Below are 22519 nucleotides of genomic sequence, written 5' to 3'. Positions count from 1 at the left end.
CTTCCGGGCAGCGCATCCCGCCATTTTTCCTTTGGGATGTCTGCGCACGTTTCGACGGTTTGGCCGTGATCCGAACGGCTACGCTCGAACCTCTTATTTGAGACGCACCTCGGAATCAAAAAATCTATGAACGGCAAGTATACGGCTGAAGACATCAAGGTCCTCAAAGGCCTCGATGCAGTGAGAAAACGGCCGGGCATGTACATCGGTGACACCGATGACATCTCGGGTCTGCACCATATGGTCTACGAAGTCGTCGACAACGCGATCGATGAAGCGATGGCGGGGTACGCGACCTTCGTTCGCGTCACGATCCACGCCGACGGATCGGTGACCGTCGAGGACAACGGCCGAGGCATTCCCGTCGATCTGCACAAAGCGGAGGGGAGATCGGCAGCCGAGGTCATCATGACCGAGCTCCACGCGGGTGGAAAGTTCGACTCGAACTCGTACAAGGTTTCGGGCGGGCTTCATGGTGTCGGCGTTTCGGTGGTCAACTTCCTCTCGGAATGGCTCGAGCTCGAGATTCACCGCGACGGAGGCGTCTGGCAGCAGAGCTACCGACAGGGGCTGCCGACCGCACCGATCAAACAGGTCGGCCGCACCGAAGACTCGGGCACCCGGGTGTCGTTCAAGCCCGACAGTGCCGTCTTCAGCGTTCTCGACATGAACTTCCAGGCGCTCTCCGAGCGGCTGAGGGAGCTCTCCTTTCTCAACTCCGGGGTCCGGATCGAGATCATCGACGAGCGAACCGAGAAGAAGCACGAGTTCCTTTACGACGGCGGAATCGTTTCATTCGTGGAGCATCTCAACCGCTCGAAGACCCCCATTCATACGCCGCCGATCTATATCGTCGACGAGCGCGACGGCGAAAAGGTCGAGATCGCGCTGCAGTGGAACGAGGGATACAACGAGAATCTCTACGTTTTCACCAACACGATCAAGAACACGGACGGCGGAACGCATCTCAGCGGATTCAAGGCTGCGCTGACGCGAACGGTCAACAAGTACGTGACCGAACAGAATCTCCTGAAGAACCTCTCTCTCGAGGGCGACGACGTCCGCGAGGGTCTCACCGCGGTCATTGCGGTCAGAATCAGAGAACCGAGATTCTCATCCCAGACCAAGGACAAGCTCGTTTCGGCTCACGTACGAAACTGGGTCGAGCAGGTCGTCAACGAGCGGCTGGCGGATTACCTCGGCGAAAATCCGAGGGAGGCGCGCCGGATCGTCGACAAGGTCATCGAGGCCTCCCGCGCACGGGAAGCCGCGCGAAAAGCGCGTGAGCTGACCCGCCGGAAAGGAGCGCTCGACAGCGGCTCTCTTCCGGGCAAGCTGGCTGACTGCCAGGAGCGCGACCCGGCAAAGGCCGAGATCTTTCTCGTCGAAGGGGATTCCGCGGGCGGATCGGCAAAGCAGGGACGGGACCGTCGGTTCCAGGCCATTCTGCCGCTCAAGGGGAAGATCCTCAACGTCGAGAAGGCGCGTCTCGACAAAATGCTCTCCTCCGAGGAGATCCGCCTGATGATCACAGCCCTGGGGACGGGAATCGGCGCCGATGACTTCAATGTGGCGAAGCTCCGCTATCACAAGGTCATCATCATGACCGACGCCGACGTCGACGGCTCGCACATCCGGACGCTCATTCTGACGTTCTTCTTCCGGTACATGCGCGAGGTGATCGACCGCGGTCATCTCTACATCGCGCAGCCGCCGCTCTTCAAGGTGACACAGGGGAAGAAGGACACCTACATCAAGGACGAACCGGAGCTGTCGCGATTTCTCCTGCGGCGCATCTCCGAGAACATCGAGGTGACGCCGCAGGCGGGCAACCGGGTCGCCGGCCGTGACCTTTCGAGACTAGTCGAGTCGATGGAGAGCTGGCTTCAGAACGTTCGCCGGCTCGAGCGACGAGGACTCCCTCGAGCGGCTCTCGACATCCTTCTCGAAGAGGGGCTCGCCGACGAGGCGGCGCTCTCGAATCCGGAGATCGTCGACGCTGTCGCGGGGTCGCTCCGGAACCATGGGTTCGCCGACGTCGAGGTCGGTACCGACGAAGAACACGGAACGAGCCGGATCAGCCTGATCGAGAACAGTTCGGGCGTGCGTCGCAACGTCGTCATCGACATCGATCTCGTCCGGCAGTTCGAGTACCGCCAGGCCTTCCGCTACTGGTCGGCAATCGCGACATTCGGTCTCCCTCCGTACGACCTCTCGCTGGTCGACAAGTCCGCAGCCGACGCGGTGCAGCTCGGCTCGGCCGACGAGCTCGTCGAAGAGATTTATGCCCGCGCCAAGAAGGGGCTCAACATCTCCCGTTACAAAGGTCTCGGTGAGATGAACCCCGCGCAGCTTTGGGAAACGACGATGGATCCCGAAACTCGAAACCTGCTTCAGGTGCGAATCGACGACAGCGTCGAAGCAGAGGAGCTCTTCACCGTCCTGATGGGCGACCAGGTCGAGCCCCGCCGTGCGTTCATCGAGGAGAACGCCCTCAACGTCAAGAACCTCGACATCTGATCACTATGGCTGAAAACGAACCTCCGATCGAGAAAACTACCAGGATCAACATCGAAGAAGAGATGCGCGTGTCGTATCTCGACTACGCGATGTCGGTCATCATCGGCCGCGCGCTTCCCGATGTCCGCGACGGCCTCAAGCCGGTGCACCGCCGCATCCTTTACGGGATGTACGAGCAGGGCAACACTGCCGGCAAGGCATACAAGAAGTCGGCGCGAATCGTCGGTGACGTCATGGGTAAGTATCACCCGCACGGCGACTCCGCGATTTACGACACCGTCGTGCGGATGGCGCAGGAGTTCGCGATGCGGCACACGCTGGTCGACGGGCAGGGCAACTTCGGCTCGATCGACGGCGACAACCCGGCCGCGATGCGATACACCGAGGTGCGTCTCACCAGGCTCGCCGAGGAGCTTCTGCGCGACGACATCGACAAGGAAACGATCGACTGGGTCCCCAACTACGACGGCTCTCTCGAAGAGCCGCTCGTGCTCCCCGCCAAGTTCCCCAATCTTCTGGTCAACGGCTCTGCGGGAATCGCGGTCGGCATGGCCACCAACATCCCGCCGCACAACCTAGGCGAGGTCGTCGATGCATGCCTGCTGCTGATCGAGAATCCCCGGGCTGGCCTCGACGAGATTCTCGAGGTGCTTCCGGGACCGGACTTTCCGACAGCCGGCTTCATCCATGGAATGGACGGTATCCGCCAGGCCTACATGACCGGACGAGGATCCGTTCAGATGCGAGCCCGCGCCACGATCGAAGAGCCGGAGAAGGAAGGGGAGCGGTGGAAGATCGTCGTGAACGAGATCCCCTACCAGACGAACAAAGCGCGCCTGATCGAGAAGATCGCCGAGCTCGTCAAGGAGAAGCGGCTCGAAGGGATCGCCGACATCCGCGACGAGTCGGATCGCGACGGCATCCGGATCGTCATCGAAGTGAAGAGGGGTGAAGTTCCCGAGGTCATCCTCAACTACCTCTACAAGAACACCGCGATGCAGTCGAGCTTCGGCATCAACATGACTGCAATCGTCGACAATCAGCCGCGGGTCCTCGACGTTCAATCGATGCTCCGCTACTTCCTCGATCACCGGCGTGAGATCGTCGTCCGCCGGACCCGATACGACCTGAAGAAGGCGGAAGAGCGGGCGCACATCCTCGAAGGTCTCACCAAAGCGCTCGATCATCTCGACGCGATCATCAAGCTGATCCGCGCGAGCGGGACGCCGGAGGAAGCACGCCAGGGTCTGGTCGACAGCTTCGACCTTTCGGTCCTGCAGGCGCAGGCGATTCTCGACATGCGGCTGCAGCGGCTGACCGGGCTGGAGCGGGAGAAGATCATCTCCGAGTACCAGGAGGTTCGCGCGACGATCGAGCGGCTGCGAAGCGTACTCGGGTCCGAAGCGCTCGTTCTCGAGATCATCGCGGACGAGCTTCGCGAGGTGAAGGAGAAGTTCGCCGACCCGCGCCGGACGAAGATCATCGAGCAGACACGCGAGATCACAATCGAGGACATGATCGCCGAGGAGGACATGGTGATCACGGTGTCCCGCGGCGGATACGTCAAGCGCTCGCCTCTCAGTCTCTACAGGGCACAGCGGCGGGGAGGTAAGGGCCGCACCGGTATGACGACGAAAGAGGAAGACATCGTCGAGCACCTTTTCGTTGCATCGACGCACTCCTACATGCTCGTTTTCACCGACAAGGGACGCGTCTACTGGATCAAGGTCCACCAGCTTCCATCGGTCGGACCCGCGGCCAGAGGAAAGGCGATCGTCAATCTTCTGCAGCTGAGCAAGGAGGAGAACGTTCGCGCGCTCCTCACCGTTCGGGACTTCGGCGAGGCGGAGTACGTCGTTCTAGTTACGCGAAAGGGGCGGATCAAGAAGACCCCCCTCGACGCCTTCTCGAATCCGAGGACGGCCGGTATCTATGCCATCACGCTCAACGAGGATGACGATCTTCACGCGGCTCTCCTCACCGACGGTCAGTCCGAAATTTTCATCGGCTCACGCCATGGAAAGGCGATCCGCTTCCCCGAAACCGATGTCCGGCCGATGGGGAGGACCGCGGCGGGTGTCCGCGGCATCCGGCTTCGCAACGATGACTATGTCGTGGAGGCCGATGTACTCGCGCCGGGATCGGAAGGGCAGATCCTCAGCGTGACCGATCGAGGGTTCGGAAAGCGAACCGCGATCTCGGCATATCGCCTCCAGTCGCGAGGAGGATCGGGTGTGATCAACGTCCGGACGACTGAAAAGAACGGTCGGGTCGCCGGGATCACCTGCGTCCGCGAAGGCGACGAAGTGTTGCTGATCTCGGAGTGGGGAAAACTGATCCGTTTCGACTCGTCGAGCATCCGATCGGTCGGCCGTGCTACGCAGGGAGTCAAAGTTCTCGACGTCGACGAGGGCGACCGCATCGTGGGCGCCGTGAAGCTCGTCGAGCGCGAGGAAGATCAGTTGGATGCCGGAGAAACGGCTGAAGCTGCTGGCGAAGAGTCGCCGGCCGAACCGGTCAACTAGATCGATCCGGATTCCCGGGAGGTGGGCGCGTCGGTGTCGTCCTCGTCCTCGTCTTCATCCGGGCTGGCCGCGTCCGCCGAGAGCTCTTCGATCTCTTCGTCCTCGGTGATTCGCTCGCGCATCCGGGAAACCTTCATCCGCTCGAAGATGCCGCCGGCATGGCCTGCTGGAATCCAGCTGTCGCCGCCGCATTTCGGGCAGCGCTTTCTGAAGGCCACATTCTTTCCGCAGTCCGGACAGACGATGACGAGATTGTGGGAAAGCTCGAGCTCCTGCTCCCCTTCCTCGTCGAGGCTGGAGAAGAATTCACTGAGATTTTGAAAGGCGTCTTCGAGAGCCATGAGTCACCTGAGGCAAGGGCCGAGGCTGCACAGCACATGCCACGGAGACGACATCATGAGCGTACGATCTCGAACTGTTCGCGGTGCAACGCGGGGTCCGGTGTGAAGGCGATATGTGTCCCGAGCAACCCCTCGATCTCGTCGAAAATATGGTCCTCGTCCGACTTGACCGCTTCGTAAATATCGGAGTTTACCCGGATGACCAGCTCCTGGGTTTCTCTGATGTCGCGCAGCTTGACCAGCTGCCGCCAGATCTCGAGCATGATCGTCAGGTTCGACGAGATCCTGCCGGTGCCGGCGCAATACGGGCACGGTTGAGTCAGCGAGCGCTCGAGGCTTTGCCGGACGCGCTTGCGGGTCATCTCGATCAGCCCGAACTCCGAGATCTGCAGGATTCTCGTCTTCGACCGGTCCTTCCGGATCTCGCTCTCGAACTCCCTGAACAGAGCGTCGCGGTTGTCGGGATCCTCCATGTCGATGAAGTCGACCACGATGATTCCACCGAGATCCCGCAGCCGGATCTGCCGGACGATTTCTTTCGCGGCCTCGATGTTCGCCTTGAAGACCGTCTCTTCGAGGTTGCTCTTTCCGACGAACTTTCCCGTGTTGACGTCGATCGACACGAGCGCTTCGGTCTGATTGATCACGATGTAGCCGCCGGATTTGAGCCAGACTTTCGGACGGAGTGCCTTCTCGATCTCCGGTTCGATGCCGAACTCGTCGAAGATCGGATTCTCCCGCGAGTAAAGACGGACGCGACCGGTAAGCCTGGGCTGGATCTGATCGAGGAACTCGACGACCCGCTCGTATTCGTCGACCGAATCGATCCAGACGGACTTCACGTCGACCGACAGAACGTCCCGGATCGTCCTCAGCACGAGGTCGAGATCGCGATGGACCACCGACGGAGCGCTCTGCTTTTCCGCCCGGTGACGGATTCGGTCCCACAGCGCCGAGAGGTAATCGAAGTCAGCCTGAAAGTCCTCGGCCTCACGCCCTTCTCCCGCCGTGCGGGCGATCAGTCCGCCGTCGCCTGAATCGAGAATCTCGAGGATCGCCTTGAGCCTGTCCCGCTCGGCGTCCTCCTCGATTCTCCGAGAGACGCCGACGTGTCGGATCGTCGGCATGTAGACCAGGAAGCGGCCGGGGAGGGTGATGTGCGTCGTTACGCGCGCGCCCTTGGCGGCGATCGAGTCCTTGATGACCTGGACCATGACCTCCTGGCCTTCCCGGAGGAGGTCGGCGATGGAGGTCTCGGCTTTCAGCTGATGGACTTCCTCGAGCGCGAGCTCGTCGCTCTCCTCGTCGTCGATCTCGACTTCTTCCTGCACGTCGGAGACGTAGAGGAACGCATCCCGGTCGAGTCCGACGTTGACGAACGCCGACTGCATCCCCGGGAGAACCTTCGTGACCCGACCCTTGTAGATGTTTCCGACGATGGTGTTGTGGCGCTTCCGCTCGATCCAGAGCTCGACCACGCGCCCCTCGTCGAGGACGGCAATTCGCGACTCGTGGCGTCCGGCGTTGATGATGATGTCGGTCGGCATGCGGGTCCAGAGGATATCGCAGCGGTGAGCGGGGGAGGGTGAATAAAACCGGCATGAGGTGAGTTAAGAAACCCCGAAAACCGGGTAATCCGGCCATTTTCCGGCATAGCTCAGCGGTAGAGCAGCGGACTGTTAATCCGTTTGTCGCAGGTTCAAATCCTGCTGCCGGAGCCAGATCACGAGCCACGGCCACTCCTCAGGGGTGGCCGTTTTTCTTTAGGTCTCCGGGCCGGAGAACCTAGTCCTGCCAGACCGCTTTGATGTTCACGAACTCGTGGATGCCGTGTTCCCCGAGCTCACGGCCGAGACCGGACCGCTTGACCCCGCCGAATGGAAGGTTCGGGTTCGATGCGACCATCGAGTTGATGAAGACGAGTCCCGCGGCGAGCTCGCGTACGAAGCGCTCAGTCTCACTTTCGTCGGTGGTCCAGGCGGACGCTCCGAGACCGAAGGTCGTGTCGTTGGCTTTGGCGATCGCTTCCTCGAGATCTTTCACGACGAACACCGACGCCACCGGTCCGAAGAGCTCCTCCTCGTCGGCGGGCGAGCCGTCGGGGATCTCGCTCAGCACCGTCGGCTCGTAGAACCAGCCGTCCCGGTCGAGCTTCTTTCCCCCGGTGAGAATCTTCGCACCCGCGTCGACCGTCTTCTGTACCTGCTCGTGAAGATCGTCCATCAGATCCTCGCCGGCGAGCGGGCCGACATCGACGCTCTCGTCGGCCGGATCCCCGACCTTCAGCCCCTTCATCCGCTCGACGAACTTCTTCGTGAACTCGTCCGCGATCGCCTCGTGCACGATGAATCGCTTGGCTGCGATGCACGACTGGCCGCTGTTTATTGTCCGTGCCTTGACCGCCGTTTTGACGGCCTCGTCGAGATCGGCGCTCGGCATGACGACGAACGGATCGCTGCCGCCGAGCTCGAGCACGACCGGCTTGATCTTCGATCCGGCCGTCGCCGCGACGTCGCGCCCGGCCGGCTCGCTGCCGGTGAGCGTCGCGGCCGCGATCCTGTCGTCCTCAATGATCTTCTTCACCTTTTTCGAGCCGATCAACAGGGTCTGGAACACCCCTTTTTCGAAGCCCGCATCGTGCATCACTTTCTCGATCGCGAGCGCGCACTGCGGCACGTTCGAGGCGTGCTTCAGCAGGCCGACGTTGCCGGCCATGATCGACGGCGCGATGAACCGGAAGACCTGCCAGAACGGAAAGTTCCACGGCATGATCGCGAGGACGACGCCGAGGGGCTGATAGGCGACGAAGCTCTTCTTCGCGTCTGTTTTGACGACCTTGTCCGCGAGAAAATCCTCGGCGTGCTCGGCGTAGTGCCGGCAGACCCAGGCGCACTTTTCGATCTCGGAACGAGCCTGTCCGATCGGCTTTCCCATCTCGAGGGTCATCATCCGGGCGAGCTCGTCTGTGCGCTCCTCGAGAATGTCTCCTGCGCGCGCCATCCACCCGCTTCGCTCGGCGAATGACGTCCTCCGGTAGCGTTCGAACGTCCGCGCTGCAAGATCGAGTCTGGCTTCGAGCTCCTGGTCGGTGAGCTCGTCGAACATCTTTTCCTGCTTCCCCGTTGCCGGGTTGACGGTGGCGATCATCGGCAGAATCCTTTCAGTTGTCTTCGCTCAGCTGAGCGATCCGAGCCGTCCGGCCTCGTACATCTCGACCGCTTCCGCGATCTCGGCGCGGGAGCTCATCACGAACGGTCCCCATGCGAAAACGGGCTCACGGATCGGCTCTCCGGTGAGCACGAGGTAGTGCGCTGCGGCCTCGGAGCGGATCGTGATGCTGGTGGTGGCACGGCCGAGCTCGACCGTGATCGGCGCGTCTACGCGGACGCCTTCAACGTCGAGCGATCCCTGCAGCGCGACGACGAGCTTCGTGTGTCCTTCCGGAAGCTCGATGTCGCGCGACGCCGCCTCGTGATGCCGGACGTCGAGCACGTTGACCGGCGTCTGCGTTTCGGCCGGACCGCGATGGCCCTCGAGCTCTCCCGAGATGACCCGGACGGTCGTTCCGTCGCGCTCGATCGAAGGGATCATGGACGACAGAATCGTCTGGTACCGCGGCGGCAGAGACTTCGACGCGGACGGAAGGTTCACCCAGAGCTGGACCATCTCGAACGGTCCGCCGCTGCTGCGGAATGACTCCGAATGCAGCTCTTCGTGGATCAGGCCGGCTCCTGCCGTCATCCATTGCACATCGCCCGGACCGATCTCTCCGCTCGCTCCGCTCGAGTCGCGGTGCGCAACGCCGCCGTCAAAAACGATCGTCACCGTCTCGAACCCCTTGTGTGGATGGGGCCCGACGCCCCGCTTTTCGGTGGTCGGAGGAAAGTCCACAGGCCCCCCGTAGTCGAGGAGAAGGAAGGGGCTGATCCGGGCCGGGTCCTGCGGCGTGATCAGACTGCGGACCGGGAAACCGTCGCCGACCCAGTGCGGGGGCGGCACGGGGAACGTCCGGATCTTCGTTGCGAGCTCGCTCATGCAGCAGAGACGGCGTGCCGATTCGGTGCCGGGCGGAATAGCGATCGGCGAGCGACTCGGTTATCGTGCGCGACACGTTTCAGGAAAGGAATCCATCACTTGACCAACAAGGACCTCGTTTCGATCCACGATTACACCGCTGAAGAGGTCGACCACATCTTCCAGGTCGCAACGGACATCAAAAAGAGCCCGCGTGAGTTCAGCGGATCTCTCCGCGGCAAGACGCTCGGGATGATCTTCGAGAAGTCCTCGACCCGCACGCGTGTCTCGTTCGAGGTCGGGATGTTTCAGCTCGGCGGACACGCGCTCTTTCTCTCTTCTCGTGACATTCAACTCGGTCGCGGTGAGACGATCGAGGACACGGCTAAGGTCCTTTCCCGTTACGTCGACGGAATCATGGCGAGAACCTACGCCCATGCAACCGTCACCGAGCTCGCGAAACACGCGACGGTGCCGGTCATCAACGGGCTGACGGATCTCCTCCACCCCTGCCAGGGACTGACGGATTACTTCACGGCCCGGGAAAAGCTGGGCGACCTTCGCGGAAAAAAGCTCGCATGGATCGGTGACGGGAACAACATGGCGCATTCGCTCATGTACGGTGCGCCGAAAGTGGGGATGAACATCGCCGTTGCGACACCGAAGGGTTTCGAACCGGACCCTTCGGTCGTCAAATCAGCGATGGAGGATGCGAAAGCCGCAGGAACCACGATCACGCTGACCAATTCACTTGAAGAGGCAGCCGGAGGTGCCGATGTCGTCGAGACCGACGTCTGGGTCTCGATGGGGCAGGAGGACGAGGATGCGCGGCGGAAGGCTGCGTTCGAGGGATGGATCGTAGACGAGCGCGTGATGTCGATGGCGAATGAGCAGGCGATCTTCATGCATTGTCTTCCGGCGCATCGTGGAGAAGAGGTTTCCGCAGCCGTCGCGGACGGACCGCAGTCGGTGATCTTCGACGAGGCGGAAAACCGATTGCACGTGCAGAAAGCGCTGATGTACCTTCTGATGAAAAAGGACGCTGAATGAAGGAACGGACCGACTCGAGCCGGCGAGGATTGCTGCTCGTTTTCGGGCTGGCCGCGGTTTTTTTCGTCCTTCTCGCGCTCCTTCTTCTCTACTGGCCTCGCGGTGAGGATCGAGCCGCTGATGACGTTGGAGCCGACGCTCTCTACGTGATTCCTCTCGAGCTGAAGGTGCGATCGCGTCCGGATGCGGAGGCCGCCGTCGCGGCGACGATCCACTCCGGAGACCAGGTGACGCTGATGGGATCCGAGGGGACCTGGGCCCGTATTCGAACTGCCCGCGCGGTCGAAGGGTTCGTGGAGCGGACCGCGCTCGAGCGGAATGCCGAGCGGGAGGCGCGTCTCGCGAAAAACGAGCAGATTCTGCAGTTGCCGACCATCGCTGGTCACATGACTGAGAAAGCTCCTCTCTACGCAGGTCCGGGATATTTCTATCCGGTCGTCGGAGATCTTCCGGCGCGTCAGCGGGTCGAGGTCCGAACGCGGGAGCAGGATTTCTACGCGGTCTCGATCGGCGGGTCGATCGTCTGGGTCGATGTCGGGAGCGTCGAGCTGTCGGTTGCCGGCTCGCCCGAAATGACGGTCGCCGCGGGCGACGAATCCTCGATCGATCTCGAGGAGGAAGAGCCGCTCGAAGACGAGCGGAGGCCATTCGAGGATTTTGCCGACCGTTGGGAAGAGATCCAGCGCGAGCGGGAACGCGAGGACGAGCGCGAGCCTGAGCCGGAGCCGGCTCCCGCCCCACCGGCTCCCGAAGCTGCTCCGGCGGGCGGCGTTTACGCCACCGTTCCTCCGGGAGGAACCGAGCCGATTCCGATCCGCAAGCCATCGCCCCGCTATCCGAGCGCAGCACGCCGCGCCGGCGTCGAGGGTCCGGTGGTCATCCGCGCCATCGTCACGCGCGATGGCCGCGTCGAGAGCGCACAGATCCTCAAGGATCAGCCGCAGGGTCTCGGAGAGGCTGCCCGAAGCGCCGTGGAACGCTGGACATTCCGACCCGCCACATACCGCGGCCGCCCGATCGATGTCTACTACACCGTCACGGTGAACTTCAGCCTCCGATCGCGTTGAGCGCTGCGGGGCGCGATAGAATCGCCCGCGATGATGCGTACACTCGGCAGCAGAGCTCTTCTTTTCTCCCTTTTCGCTCTTCCGCTTCTCGCACAGCCGACTGCCCCTTCGGAGTTTCTCGGCTACGAGCTCGGAACGAGGTTCACGCCTCACCACCGGATCGTCGACTATTTCGATCATCTCGCCGCGGAGTCGGGGAAGGTCTCGATTGAGCAGTACGGCGAAACGTGGGAAGGGCGCCCGCTCACCCTCGCGGTCATCACGACCGAATCGAACCAGGCGCGCATCGACGAGATCCGCCTCCGTCACCGTCAGCTCCTCAACCCGCGCAAAACGACTTTCTCGGCGCTTCGCCGCACCGCGGAAGAGGAGCCGGTCGTGGTCTGGCTGGCGTTCGGTGTTCACGGCAACGAGTCGTCATCGTCCGAGGCGGCGATGCGCGTCGCCTGGTGGGCCGTGAGCGAAGCGGGGGAAGAGATCCTCGGAAATACGATCCTGCTGATCGATCCGGTCCAGAACCCCGATGGCCGCGAACGCTATGTCGGCTGGTATCACCAGACGCAGGGTGTGCGTCCGAATCCGAATCCGGAAGCGGTCGAGCATCGTGAGCAATGGCCCGGGGGGCGATACAACCACTATCTCTTCGATATGAATCGAGACTGGGCGTGGGCAACTCAGCCGGAAACGCGCGGTCGCATCGCCGTCTATCGCGATTGGCAGCCTCAGGTCGTCGTCGACCTTCACGAGATGTACTACGAAGACACGTATTTCTTCCCGCCGGCGACGAGCCCCGTCAACACCAACATTCATCCCGACACCACCGCGTGGCTCGACCGATTCGGACGAGAGAATGCCGAGGCCTTCTCGGAGCATGGGTGGCCGTTCTTCGTCGGCGAGGCTTTCGATCTGTTTTATCCCGGCTACGGCGACTCATGGCCGAGCCTTCGAGGCTCCATCGGTATGACCTACGAGGTCGGGGGACATGGAGCAGCCGGGACAATCGTCGAGACCGAGGACGAGCGGCTCGTCACGTTGAGCGACCGGATCCAGAAGCACACGACTGCGGCGATCACGACGGTCCGGACGGCTTCGGCAAACGCTGCGAGCCTTCTCGAGCATACGTGGAACGCGCGCGCCAGGTTGCTCGACGACCCGACCCAGTTCGTCATCGATCCCGATTCTCGTTTCTTCGGCGATCTCATCCGGCTTCTCGACGTCCAGGGGATCGAGTACTCGTTTCTCGCGGATTCGAGGACCGTCCGCGCGCAGGCCGTCGAGACCGCGCGTGTCGTCTCGACGTCGCTCCCCGCCGGGGCGCTCGTCATCCCGGTCGCGCAACCTGCCGGGGGGCTCGTCAACACATTGTTCGAGCGTTCGCCGGAAGTTTCGCCTGAGTTTCTCGAGAAACAGCGGGAGAGGGTCGAGTTCGACGAATCGACCGAGTTCTACGACATTACCGGCTGGTCGCTTCCCCTCGCACTGAATCTCGATTCGTGGAGAGTGACCGCACCGCTTCCGGTATCGAGCGCGGCCCGCCCTTCTCAGCCGGCGGGGGGCGCGCCGCCGGCGCGGTACGGATGGGTCCTCGACGGCGCGGAGCCGGCTGTTTTCAAGGCCGCCGGAAGACTGCTCGACCGTCAGATCCGCTTCGGTGTTCTCTCTGAGCGGGGGCGGTTGGGCGAGCGCGAGTTCGCTCGTGGCTCACTGGTCATCCTGCGCCACGAGAACCCGGACGACGTCGCGATGCTGCTCGACCTGATGGGGCGTGCAACGGGAGCATCATTCATCGGGTTCGACTCCGGATGGACTGGTGGTCTTCCCCTCGGCTCCACCCGGGTCGTACCGGTGAGGAATCCGCAGATCGCGCTCGTCTCCGGCAATGGAGTCTTTCCCTCGTCGTTCGGAAGTCTCTGGTGGGGACTCGATGCCGAAATCGGGATACCTCATTCCGTCCTCCGGCTCGATACGCTCGCCGCGGTCGATCTCGATGCGTATCGCGTGATCGTTCTGCCCGATGGCTATGGCTACGCGGCAGCCTTGACCGAGCCGGTGATGGAGAAGCTCGGCTCCTGGGTGAGGGGAGGAGGTACGCTCGTCGCCGTCGGGGGGGCCGCCGCCGCTCTGCGCCAACCTTCGGGGGTGTCGAAGCTTCGACTGCGCGGCGCCGATGAGGATGCCGACGAGGACGAAGAGGCCGAGGAGCCGCAGCGCTACGTGCCGATCGAGATACCGGGAGCGGTGTTCCGAACCGAGGCCAACATGCGGAGCCACTACACGATGGGGATGACGGAAGCTCCGTTCGTGATGGTCACGGGGAGCATCACCCTCGAGCCCGAGCCGCACGGCGCGGCGAATATCGTGACGATCGCCGAGGAGGATCCGGTCGTCGCGGGTGTCGTGTTCGACGAATCGCGCGAGAAGGTGCGCGGCGCCGCCTGGATGGTCGCCGAACGCGTGGGCCGCGGCCGCATGATCACGTTCGCGGACGAGCCCTACTTCAGAGGCTTCTGGAAGGGAACGCTGCCGCTGTTCCTCAACTCGGTTCTCTACACACCATCGTTTCTCTAGCGGGATCGCCTGACTCGACCCGCTGGTCGAATCTATAATCGCGGCGTGGCCAGGGAACCCAAAGGGGTAAAGATCGGCGAGGTCTGCAGGATTGCGGATGTTCAGCCGTACGTGCTGAGGCACTGGGAATCGGAGTTCGAGCAGCTCGCTCCGAAGAAAACCGGCGGCGGCCAGCGGCTCTACTCGCAGGACGAGGTCGCGATCATCCTTCGAATCAAGGAACTCCTCTACGGCGAGGGCTTCACCATTCCCGGGGCCAAGAAGAAGCTCGCCGCCGAGGTCCGGGGTGGAAAACTTCTCGAGGAAGCAGAGCCGGCACCACCGTCCGACGAGGCGAGCAAGTTGCTCAGGGAAACGCGAAACGAACTGAAGGCCCTGCTCAGAATTCTCGACCGCTGAACCGTATGGAGGCCAGGACAATGACGGATCAAACCAGAGGACGTGTGCTGATCGTCGATGACGACGAGATGATCACGAATCTTCTTCGCACGGTCATTGAGCCGGAGGCGGAAGTCGAGGTCGCCGTCAACGGGATGGACGCGAATGCCCGGTTGAGTGAGCACGAGTACGACCTCGTCTTCCTCGACCTTCGGATGCCGGGTGGAAGCGGCCAGACAGTGATCGATCACCTTCGCGAAACTGATGCGGACACTCGGCCGAAGGTGATCGTTCTGAGCGCCGTCGCAAACGAAAATACCCGACTCGACGAGTCGGTCGTCACCGCGATCATCCGGAAACCATTCGACCCGACCAACATCGCTGCAATCGTCCGTCGTTATCTCAGCGAAGCGTGAGCGTGCCTCGTCGGGCTGCCGGTCTTCTTTTCCATCTCTCCTCTCTTCCTTCGGAGTATGGGATCGGCGATCTGGGACCGCGGGTCGATCGGATGCTCGACTGGCTCCGCGAGACCGGCGTTCGGTACTGGCAGATCCTGCCGCTCGGGCCGGTGGGCGACGGCGGATCGCCATACGATGCGCGGTCGGCGTTCGCTGGAAACCCACTGCTGATCTCACCGGCGCTGCTGGTTGCAGAAGGGCTCGCTGGCGACGAGTGGCGCGGGCGGACCGTCGAGGTCAGCAGAGTCGACTACCCGGCGGTGCGCGAGGAGCGCATGGCGATGCTCGCCGAATCGTGGCGACGAGCGAACCGCGACAAATCGACGCTCGTCGCGGAGGCGGCCCGGTGGTCGCGCGATGATGAGCAGCGCCCATGGCTCGAGGACTGGACTCTCTTCCGCGCACTCAAGGACCACTTCGGCGACGCGACCTGGCAGGAGTGGGAGCGCCCGATCCGGATGCGGGATACGAATGCGCTCGAGAAGCTCTCCTCGGAGCTCGCTGACGAACGCGCGGTGCATCGGTGGGGACAGTTTCTCTTCTTCAGGCAGTGGTCGCGCGTGAGAGACGCGGCGTCGGCCCGCGGGATCAGAATTCTCGGCGACGCTCCGATCTATGTCTCGCTCGACAGCGCTGACGTCTGGGCGCACCCCGAGCTCTTCCAGCTGAACGCGGAGCGGCGCCCGGTCGTCGTCTCGGGAGTGCCCCCTGACTACTTCGCGAAGCACGGTCAGCGCTGGGGAAATCCCCTCTACGACTGGCCGGCGCATCACCGGAGCGGATACCGGTGGTGGGCCGAGCGGATCGCGGCGAACCTCCGAATGGTCGATGTGCTCCGGCTCGATCACTTTCGCGCGTTCGCCGGCTACTGGGAAATCCAGGCGTCGGAACCGACCGCGGTCAACGGCCGCTGGCGGGATGGCCCCGGAATGGCGCTCTTCGACGCTATCTTCGCGAAGCTCGGACGCGTGCCGCTCGTCGCAGAGGATCTCGGCCTGATCACGCCCGACGTCCACGCGCTTCGCCGCAGGCTCGGAATCCCCGGAATGAAGGTCATCCAGTTCGGCTTCGGCGAACCCGACAACGAACATCTGCCGCACATGTATGCGGCGGACGTCATCGGGTACACGGCGACGCACGACAACGACACGACGCGCGGCTGGTTCGAATCGGCGCCGTCCGACCAGCGGGAGCACGCGACGTCGTATCTCGGTACGCGCGATCCTGTCGAGGTGTCGTGGCGCGCGATCGAAGCGGTGTGCCGCTCCCGCGCGGGGCTCGCAATCTTCCCGATACAGGACGTCCTGAGCCTCGGTTCCTCGGCGCGGCTGAACACCCCGGGAACGGTCGAGGGCAACTGGCGCTGGCGCGCGCCGTCGAACTGGGCGGGCCCTTCCGCGGCGGCCAAGCTCCGCTCGATCATAGAGAACACGAGGCGCGCTTGACAATCTATCGGCAAAACCACCCATTTAATATGGAAAAAACGACATTTCATGGTCACACCGGACCAGGTCCCCACCGATGCCGCGTGCTTTCTCGTCGGGGGAGGGTTCCCGGGGGCGAGCTTCCGTACATCAAAATTCTCGCTTGTAGCCATTCTCGGGGAGCGCTATTTTGATCATCATGGATTACTCGACACTTCGCCTCGCTGTCCCGGTTCTCCTGCTCGCCCTCGGTTCCTGTACGACGGAAGCAACCTCTGAGACCGTCGAGTTTCTCGATGGCCGATTCTCGGTGACGAAGCCCGCGGACTGGAGGCTGATTCCCGGACTCAACGAGGAAGCTGATCTCGAAATGGGAAATCCGCGCACCGAGGCGTACGGCATGGTTCTGAGCGAGCCGAAGGGCGATTTCGCCGAGGACCTGACGCTCGCCGAGTACAGCGACATGACGCGCGAGCTGATGATGGAGTCGCTCGAGAACGGTTCCGAGGAGGGACCCGAGAGGATGACCGTGAACGGCGAGCCGGCGCTTCGGTACGTGCTGAACGGAACGATCGACCGGATCCGAGTAAAGTACTGGCACGTCTCGATCGACTCCGGGGATCATTTTCACCAGGTGCTTCTCTGGAGCCTGCCGTCGCGATTCGATGAGCACGTAGCCGACTTCGAGGCCGTGCTGAATTCCTTCAGCGACGTCTCTGCAGCGGAATGAGGGGCGGGAGAGAACGTAGGTTTCCCTGAATTATGAAGCCCTGAGGATCCGGCAGCCGTTCAGGTGATCCGCGGTTCGTCACAGTCTTAGTCAAGCGTGCTTCCACGAGCGCGCGAAGGACCGAGCACTTTGACGGATACGGCAAGTCGATCGTATGAGTGGGCGCACGCGATAGCCGGGCTCGGACCGAAGGTCTTCGGTATCCCCACATGGACGAACAATTTCCCCCGGGGGATGCAAGCCGCGGGGATGGAGTGGATGTCTATGTTGATCGGAGATTGTCGAGGAGTTTGACGGGCGTCGATCAGGTGCCGATCTCTTCGAACCATCGCTCGATTGTGAACGTGAGATCGACGAACGTCATGTCCGCCACCTCGAGCCCGAGCTCATCACAGATGGCAGGCAGATCGAGCCGAAACTTCTCGTATTTTCGTTCGATCATCTTCGGGCCCGGCATGCTCCCTTGAGCCGACTCTGCTCTGAGCCAGTCCCGTACCTTACGGATAGCCATCAGCGGATCATCTCGGTGTGCGACAGGATCCTGACCAGCGATGTCAGAGATGAACTTCTGGTGCTGGAAGGGCCGACCAATAAGGATGAGAGCTGTCTTGTCTCCATGCCTTTTGCTGAACCGGCGACATCCGATGTCGACCCCGAGCTCCAGCGGCATGTTGAATCGCGGCAGGCTGGTGGTCGCATCGATCTCCGTCCGTGAGAGATCATGGATCGAGTAACGAGCATTGCCGATCAGGGAAACGATCTTGTCGATCCTCACCTCGGCGGAGTCAAGGCGCTGCCTGGCCGAGAGAGGACGAAATCCACAGGCCATCACCGTGAAGACGATCGACTCGAAGATCGGGACGTACTCGTCGTCGAAAGGGCAGTTGATGAAAACGTTACGGGAGTAGTGGGCGGTTTTCGAGCCAGCCACTCCGGCCCTCAGGCCGACTTCCTTCGGGAAACGACTTTCTCGACGGCCTGACCAATCTTCTTCCGGCTTACTGAGCTCTTTCCAGCGGGAACAAGGACTTTGTTCCCGTTGATGAAGACGCCGGAGGATTTTTTCTGAACCACGAAGCGACCCGCCATCGCGGAGCGCGAGCTCGAGGCTTTTCCTGTTGTTTTGGTCGCCTTCTTACTCATCGTCTCGTTCTCCAGTGTAACAGGCCGCTCGCTGCAATTCGCCTGCCTCAGGGCGGCGACCGCCTTGTTCAAATCGGACAGGAGATTACAGGTTTGCTACAGAATGTGCGATCCGCGGCGCTCCACCCACTATATCGGCTGAAGACCGCCATCCGCTCGAAGTCGCTTCGGTCGATCGAGAGGTTTTCGATCAGATGGGCAGGAATGAGGCGCAAAGGGGCCGGAACCGCGGCCGCCTCGACCCTGGAGTGCGGCGAGCAGGAGTTTCGCACGAAGCGCTGTATTCTCTTCCGGTGCGTCTATTCACATTGATCATCGCGATTCTCGCGGGAACCGCCTCGGCGCAGCCGGTCCGTAACGGAGAGCTGCCCGGACCGCTGCCGCTCTTTCCGTCCGACAACTGGTGGAACGTCGACATCTCGGATGCGCCGGTGGACCCGGCGAGCGCGAGCTTCATCGCGTTCATCGGCCCCGACCGCGGCATGCACCCCGACTTCGGCGGCGACTCCGGCGAGAGCGATCCGCTGATCTACGGGATCCCGTACATCGTCGTCGGCGGGGACGAGCCGCTCGAACAGGTGACCTTCTTCTACGCCGGCGAAAGCGACTTCGCGGCGCCGGGCCGGCCTTCCGGCTATCCCATTCCGGAGGAGGCCCGAACGGGAACGCGTTGGATCGAGGGAGGCCGGCCCGGCAACGACCCCGCCGCCGGGGGCGACCGGCACATGCTGATCGTCGATCGCGACAACCGGATTCTCTTCGAGCTCTTCGACGTCGACTGGGATGGGGGGACACAGCGGTGGAGCGCCGGTTCGGGCGCGATCTTTCCGCTCGACAGCAACGCGCGGCGCCCCGAGGGGTGGACGAGTGCCGACGCTGCAGGACTCGCGATCCTCCCCGGTCTCGTGCGCTACGACGAAGTCTACGGGCCGGACGAGCTCCGTCACGCCTTTCGCGTCACCGTCCGCCAGACCAACGGCCACGTCTTTCCGGCATCCCACACCGCCGGCTCGACTTCAGGCGCGCTGCCGATGGGCGCCCGGCTTCGGTTGAAGGCCGGCGTCGATATCACCGGCTATCCGGAGCCGCTGCGGAAGATCTTTCAGGCGATGAAGACCTACGGGCTCATCGTTGCGGACAATGGATCGGATCTCTTCGTGACCGGAACCTACGACACGCGATGGAACAACGATCTGCTCAACCCGGCGTTCCGGTCGCTCACCGCGTCCGATTTCGAAGTGATCGAGCTGGGTTGGGAGGCACCGGCAGCCGAGCCGAAGCGGCGGCGCGCCGTGCGCCGGCGAGGTACGAGCGGCGGGGATTGAGCCTGGAGCGCAGGGTGAGGGCGCGCGGAGCGAAGGCGGGGCCGCGGCCGAAGATCCTCTTTACGGGAGCTCGAAGCTGGAGGGGTAGGTGTAGCTCGTTTCGATCCGGGTCACACCGAAGCCGAGCTGGGTGGCAATCGAAGGAGACACCGAGTAGAACGGCCGAAGATCGATCAGGTTGCCGATGAGTTTCGAGCCGATGATTCCGCAGTAGTCGCCGCGTGAGCGGAGATCGATCGGTCGGTTCCGTCGCCATCCGGGATAGCTCCGATCGAACACCATGTCGATCTGTCGCTCCGGCTTCTGTGTGACGACCTTTTCGTATTTGTCCACGTCGAACACTTCGCTCGTTATTCTTCCCTTGTCGTCGCGCCTGAAGATGAGGCTTGCGGTCCAGGTGGTTTTCGGTAGCCCTTCGAAGTTGAACCCGTCATTGCCGCCGGAAAAGGAGATGGAAACCAGAAGATCCCCTTCGTATTGATAGGTCGCCTGCGCGTGGATGATGTGGCCGCACTCTCCGGTGGCGCGGTATGAGACGCTCTCGGTCGCGATTCTTCCCCGGTCATCGTAGGTGTAGCGCTTTCGGTAGATGTCGTCTTCGATCAGGAGGTCTTCTTCTTTGAGAAGCCACACCTGATCGACGCGCTCGGCATCGAAGTGGAGCACGGCGCCTGTCGACGGCGAGCGGAGCGCACGGAGATAGTCGCCCTGAACGAGATCGATCGTGTCGCCGCGTTTCTCATACGATGCGATGACGTCGCCGTCGTACGTCCACCCCTCTTTTTTCCGTTCATTCTGGATCGCGAGCTGCTTCGTGCGTGAATAGCGGAGGGCTTCGTGATAGTTGGCGCCGTCGAACAGGCAGGAGAGCTCCTCGTTGAGAGCAACGCGGCCATCGGCATAAAAGCTCGAGCGTGTGGCGCTCGCGCCGGATCCGCAGGGCCGCGTGTTCATTCTCGGCGAATCCGCGAGGTAGGGCCCGCGCCAGCAATGGGGGCACCAGTACTGGCCGGCCCCGAGCTTCCAGCCGCAGAAAGCGCAGACGAGCGCGGTCCGACGGTCAGTGATTTCCCGTTCGAGATCGAAGATGCGCCGATCGGCCTCGGCCTTGACGTTCGGGTCGTTTTCCAGGGCGAGATAGCGCCGCAACCTCTCGGTCGCACCGGCATAGTCGCCGAGCGCCTCGAGCGCGATGGCCTGATTGTAAACGGCAGCTGCATCGGTGGGGTTTCGCTGTTCGGCCTGTCGAAATTGCTCGAGAGCTTCCTGGAAGTTTCCCTGTTCGAATGCGAACGATGCCCGGTTGAAAAGCTCGACATAATTCTGCGTTTGCTGTGCTCGCTGTTGAAGGTCCCGCTGAAAATCGAGGTCGATCTGGAGCGATCGGATCCGATCGGCTTCGGGGCCATTGGGATAGAGGCGGAGATAGGCGTCGACCTGCTCCTGCGCTTCCGCGTAGCGACCGAGGCGCGTCAGAACGACGGCGAGATTGTGGAGAATCGCAGGGTGGTCGGGAAACGCGGCATTGGCCTGTTGCAGCTGCTGAAAAGCGGAGTTCAGGTCGCCGAGATCGTAGTAGCGGCTCGCAAAGCGCGCGGCCCGCACGAACTCCTCACGAACCGCGGGCGTGATTCCCGCTGGCAAATTCGTCCCTTCGAGCTCGACGGCGATCTCTGCGCGATCCGGTTCCACCTCCTGAGAGGCCGCGGCGAAGGAGAAGAGAAGAAAAGAAAGGGCGAAGGCGGTCTGACGAATCATCAGTTTTCCCTCACGGTTGCGTCGAGGAGCGATGCCATCCAGATCTCCTCGTTCTCCGTCAGCGACGGAGTTCGCATCAGATAGGCGTACAGGGCGAGACCTCGTATGCTCGGATCGACCGTATCGGTGCTTCTGAGCACCGCCAGCGGATCATCTGCAACGCGCGTCGGCAATTCGACGAGTGCATCTTCGAGATTCGGAGGAGTCCAGTGCTCGCTGACTTCCGGTCCGAAAAATGATCGTATGAGAGCCTCGTCGTCCGCGGGGGAGGCTGCCGAGGTCGCCTCGAGAACGAGCGCGCTGGAAGACGGTGCGGATCCGATGATCCGATCGAGGTTCGAGAGCAGCTGGAGCCGCTGCTGAAACACCTCGATCAGCTCGTCCCGGACGGCTTCGTCGGTGATCTCGAAAGTCCGAGGAAGCAGCGACTGAACCCGTTCGATCTGTCGCTCGATGAAAGCGATGGATGTTCGTTCGGTTCCGTCGATCGTTTCGATCGTGTAGGGCTGGTCGAGATCTCCGAAGTCGACTTCCACCAGTTGCAGGTGATCCAGAACCGGCCCTGTGGCCGCGGTGACCTGAACGGACGTCGGCTTGAGACGAGTGGCCGTCGGGTTGAGCAGGCGTTCCTCCGACTCTTCGGGAACGGCGACCACGAGCGGCCACGCCCCGGAGGGAAGCGAGTCGCGGCGAGTCGCGTGGAACTGGCGGGCGATCTCGTTCTGCTCGCTCAACCTCTTGTCGAGCGCTTCCTCCCAGATGTCGTAACGGCCCGCTTCGTAAATCTTCACGAAGGCCTCGCGGCGTCTCTCATCGAGAAAGACGGGACTGGAGGCGTCACGTGTACGATCGCATCGGCACTCGAGAAAGTTCCACTTCTGCAGGCGGGCTTTCGGGGCGGCTCGGAGGACGTAACCGATGATCGCATCGCTCGCGGCCTGTTCGGCGAGCCGGGCCTGTTCGCACTGTTCCTGGCGGGCGAACCGGTTGAGGCCGAAGACCTCGTTGTAGCGCCGTGTCTCGGAGCTCCACACCTGGATCGGATACTCGTAGGCCAGACAGGAATTCCCTCCTGCATCCTGAACCACGTCGGCCGCCGAGCCAGCAGCCATGAGGACGAGCGAAACGATCAGCCAGCCGCGCATGCGGAGCACAATTTATCCAACTCCACTGTTTATGGCAAGATTCTCTTTGCGGTGTCCGGCCTGAGGCGGGATA

The 22519-nt window shown here is 62.3% G+C and carries 18 protein-coding genes and 1 tRNA gene; 11 read left to right on the top strand and 8 right to left on the bottom strand.

From position 1 onward, the window contains the following. Positions 1–126: 126 nt before the first annotated feature. Positions 127–2520 carry a DNA topoisomerase (ATP-hydrolyzing) subunit B gene (gyrB, locus tag KY459_04130; protein ID MBW3563894.1) on the top strand — a complete coding sequence of 798 codons (2394 nt, stop codon included), beginning with the start codon at positions 127–129 and terminating at the stop codon, positions 2518–2520. 5 nt (positions 2521–2525) lie between these two features. Continuing rightward, entirely contained in the window at positions 2526–5045 is a 2520-nt protein-coding gene (gyrA, locus tag KY459_04125; protein ID MBW3563893.1) for a DNA gyrase subunit A, read from the top strand. On the opposite strand, the gene KY459_04120 is transcribed toward gyrA, so the two are convergent. Both KY459_04120 and KY459_04115 read right to left on the bottom strand, forming a co-directional pair. After that, positions 5042–5386 (bottom strand): hypothetical protein, encoded by a 345-nt coding sequence (locus KY459_04120; GenBank protein ID MBW3563892.1) that lies wholly within the window; start codon positions 5384–5386, stop codon positions 5042–5044. The two genes, gyrA and KY459_04120, sit on opposite strands and share 4 nt — an antisense overlap. Positions 5387–5439: 53 nt before the next feature. Then, positions 5440–6933, bottom strand: a complete 1494-nt coding sequence (locus KY459_04115) for an Rne/Rng family ribonuclease (protein ID MBW3563891.1) — start codon at positions 6931–6933, stop codon at positions 5440–5442. 99 nt (positions 6934–7032) lie between these two features. Here KY459_04115 and KY459_04110 point away from each other — a divergent pair. Beyond that, positions 7033–7107, top strand: a tRNA-Asn gene (locus KY459_04110). Between the two features lie 64 nt (positions 7108–7171). On the opposite strand, the gene KY459_04105 is transcribed toward KY459_04110, so the two are convergent. Next, on the bottom strand, positions 7172–8533 hold the full coding sequence (locus KY459_04105) for an NAD-dependent succinate-semialdehyde dehydrogenase (protein ID MBW3563890.1): 1362 nt from the start codon (positions 8531–8533) through the stop codon (positions 7172–7174). Between the two features lie 27 nt (positions 8534–8560). Beyond that, the gene (locus KY459_04100) at positions 8561–9421 is read right to left on the bottom strand and encodes a pirin family protein (GenBank protein ID MBW3563889.1); all 861 of its coding nucleotides are present in this window, start codon (positions 9419–9421) and stop codon (positions 8561–8563) included. A 90-nt stretch (positions 9422–9511) separates the two neighbouring features. Between KY459_04100 and argF the strand changes: the two genes are divergently transcribed. From argF to KY459_04065, 7 genes are all read left to right on the top strand, one after another. Continuing rightward, positions 9512–10450 (top strand): ornithine carbamoyltransferase, encoded by a 939-nt coding sequence (gene argF, locus KY459_04095; GenBank protein MBW3563888.1) that lies wholly within the window; start codon positions 9512–9514, stop codon positions 10448–10450. Then, a complete protein-coding gene (locus tag KY459_04090) occupies positions 10447–11517 on the top strand; it encodes a TonB family protein (GenBank protein MBW3563887.1) in 1071 nt (356 codons plus the stop codon). Before argF ends, KY459_04090 begins: the two co-directional genes overlap by 4 nt. 30 nt (positions 11518–11547) lie before the next feature. After that, the gene (locus tag KY459_04085; GenBank protein ID MBW3563886.1) at positions 11548–14085 is read left to right on the top strand and encodes a hypothetical protein; all 2538 of its coding nucleotides are present in this window, start codon (positions 11548–11550) and stop codon (positions 14083–14085) included. A gap of 30 nt (positions 14086–14115) precedes the next feature. After that, entirely contained in the window at positions 14116–14484 is a 369-nt protein-coding gene (locus KY459_04080) for a MerR family transcriptional regulator (protein ID MBW3563885.1), read from the top strand. 20 nt (positions 14485–14504) lie between these two features. Then, on the top strand, positions 14505–14879 hold the full coding sequence (locus tag KY459_04075) for a response regulator (protein MBW3563884.1): 375 nt from the start codon (positions 14505–14507) through the stop codon (positions 14877–14879). A gap of 2 nt (positions 14880–14881) precedes the next feature. Continuing rightward, positions 14882–16366 carry a 4-alpha-glucanotransferase gene (gene malQ / locus KY459_04070; GenBank protein ID MBW3563883.1) on the top strand — a complete coding sequence of 495 codons (1485 nt, stop codon included), beginning with the start codon at positions 14882–14884 and terminating at the stop codon, positions 16364–16366. 178 nt (positions 16367–16544) lie between these two features. After that, positions 16545–17075 (top strand): hypothetical protein, encoded by a 531-nt coding sequence (locus KY459_04065; protein MBW3563882.1) that lies wholly within the window; start codon positions 16545–16547, stop codon positions 17073–17075. Positions 17076–17379: 304 nt separating this feature from the next. Here the strand turns inward: KY459_04065 and KY459_04060 are convergent, their stop codons facing one another. Next, a complete protein-coding gene (locus KY459_04060; GenBank protein MBW3563881.1) occupies positions 17380–18006 on the bottom strand; it encodes a hypothetical protein in 627 nt (208 codons plus the stop codon). A gap of 8 nt (positions 18007–18014) precedes the next feature. After that, on the bottom strand, positions 18015–18218 hold the full coding sequence (locus tag KY459_04055; GenBank protein MBW3563880.1) for a hypothetical protein: 204 nt from the start codon (positions 18216–18218) through the stop codon (positions 18015–18017). A gap of 293 nt (positions 18219–18511) precedes the next feature. On the opposite strand from KY459_04055, the gene KY459_04050 reads away from it, so the two are divergent. Continuing rightward, positions 18512–19543, top strand: coding sequence for a hypothetical protein (locus KY459_04050; protein MBW3563879.1), 1032 nt, complete (start codon positions 18512–18514; stop codon positions 19541–19543). A gap of 60 nt (positions 19544–19603) precedes the next feature. On the opposite strand, the gene KY459_04045 is transcribed toward KY459_04050, so the two are convergent. Together KY459_04045 and KY459_04040 are read right to left on the bottom strand one after the other, a co-directional pair. Next, positions 19604–21301 (bottom strand): tetratricopeptide repeat protein, encoded by a 1698-nt coding sequence (locus KY459_04045; GenBank protein ID MBW3563878.1) that lies wholly within the window; start codon positions 21299–21301, stop codon positions 19604–19606. After that, positions 21301–22446: a hypothetical protein gene (locus KY459_04040; protein ID MBW3563877.1), complete on the bottom strand. Its 1146-nt coding sequence runs from the start codon at positions 22444–22446 to the stop codon at positions 21301–21303. Before KY459_04040 ends, KY459_04045 begins: the two co-directional genes overlap by 1 nt. Between the last annotated feature and the right edge of the window lie 73 nt (positions 22447–22519).

Source organism: Acidobacteriota bacterium (assembly GCA_019347945.1).
GTDB lineage: Bacteria > Acidobacteriota > Thermoanaerobaculia > Gp7-AA8 > JAHWKK01 > JAHWKK01.
This window is presented reverse-complemented; position numbering and strand designations above follow the sequence as displayed.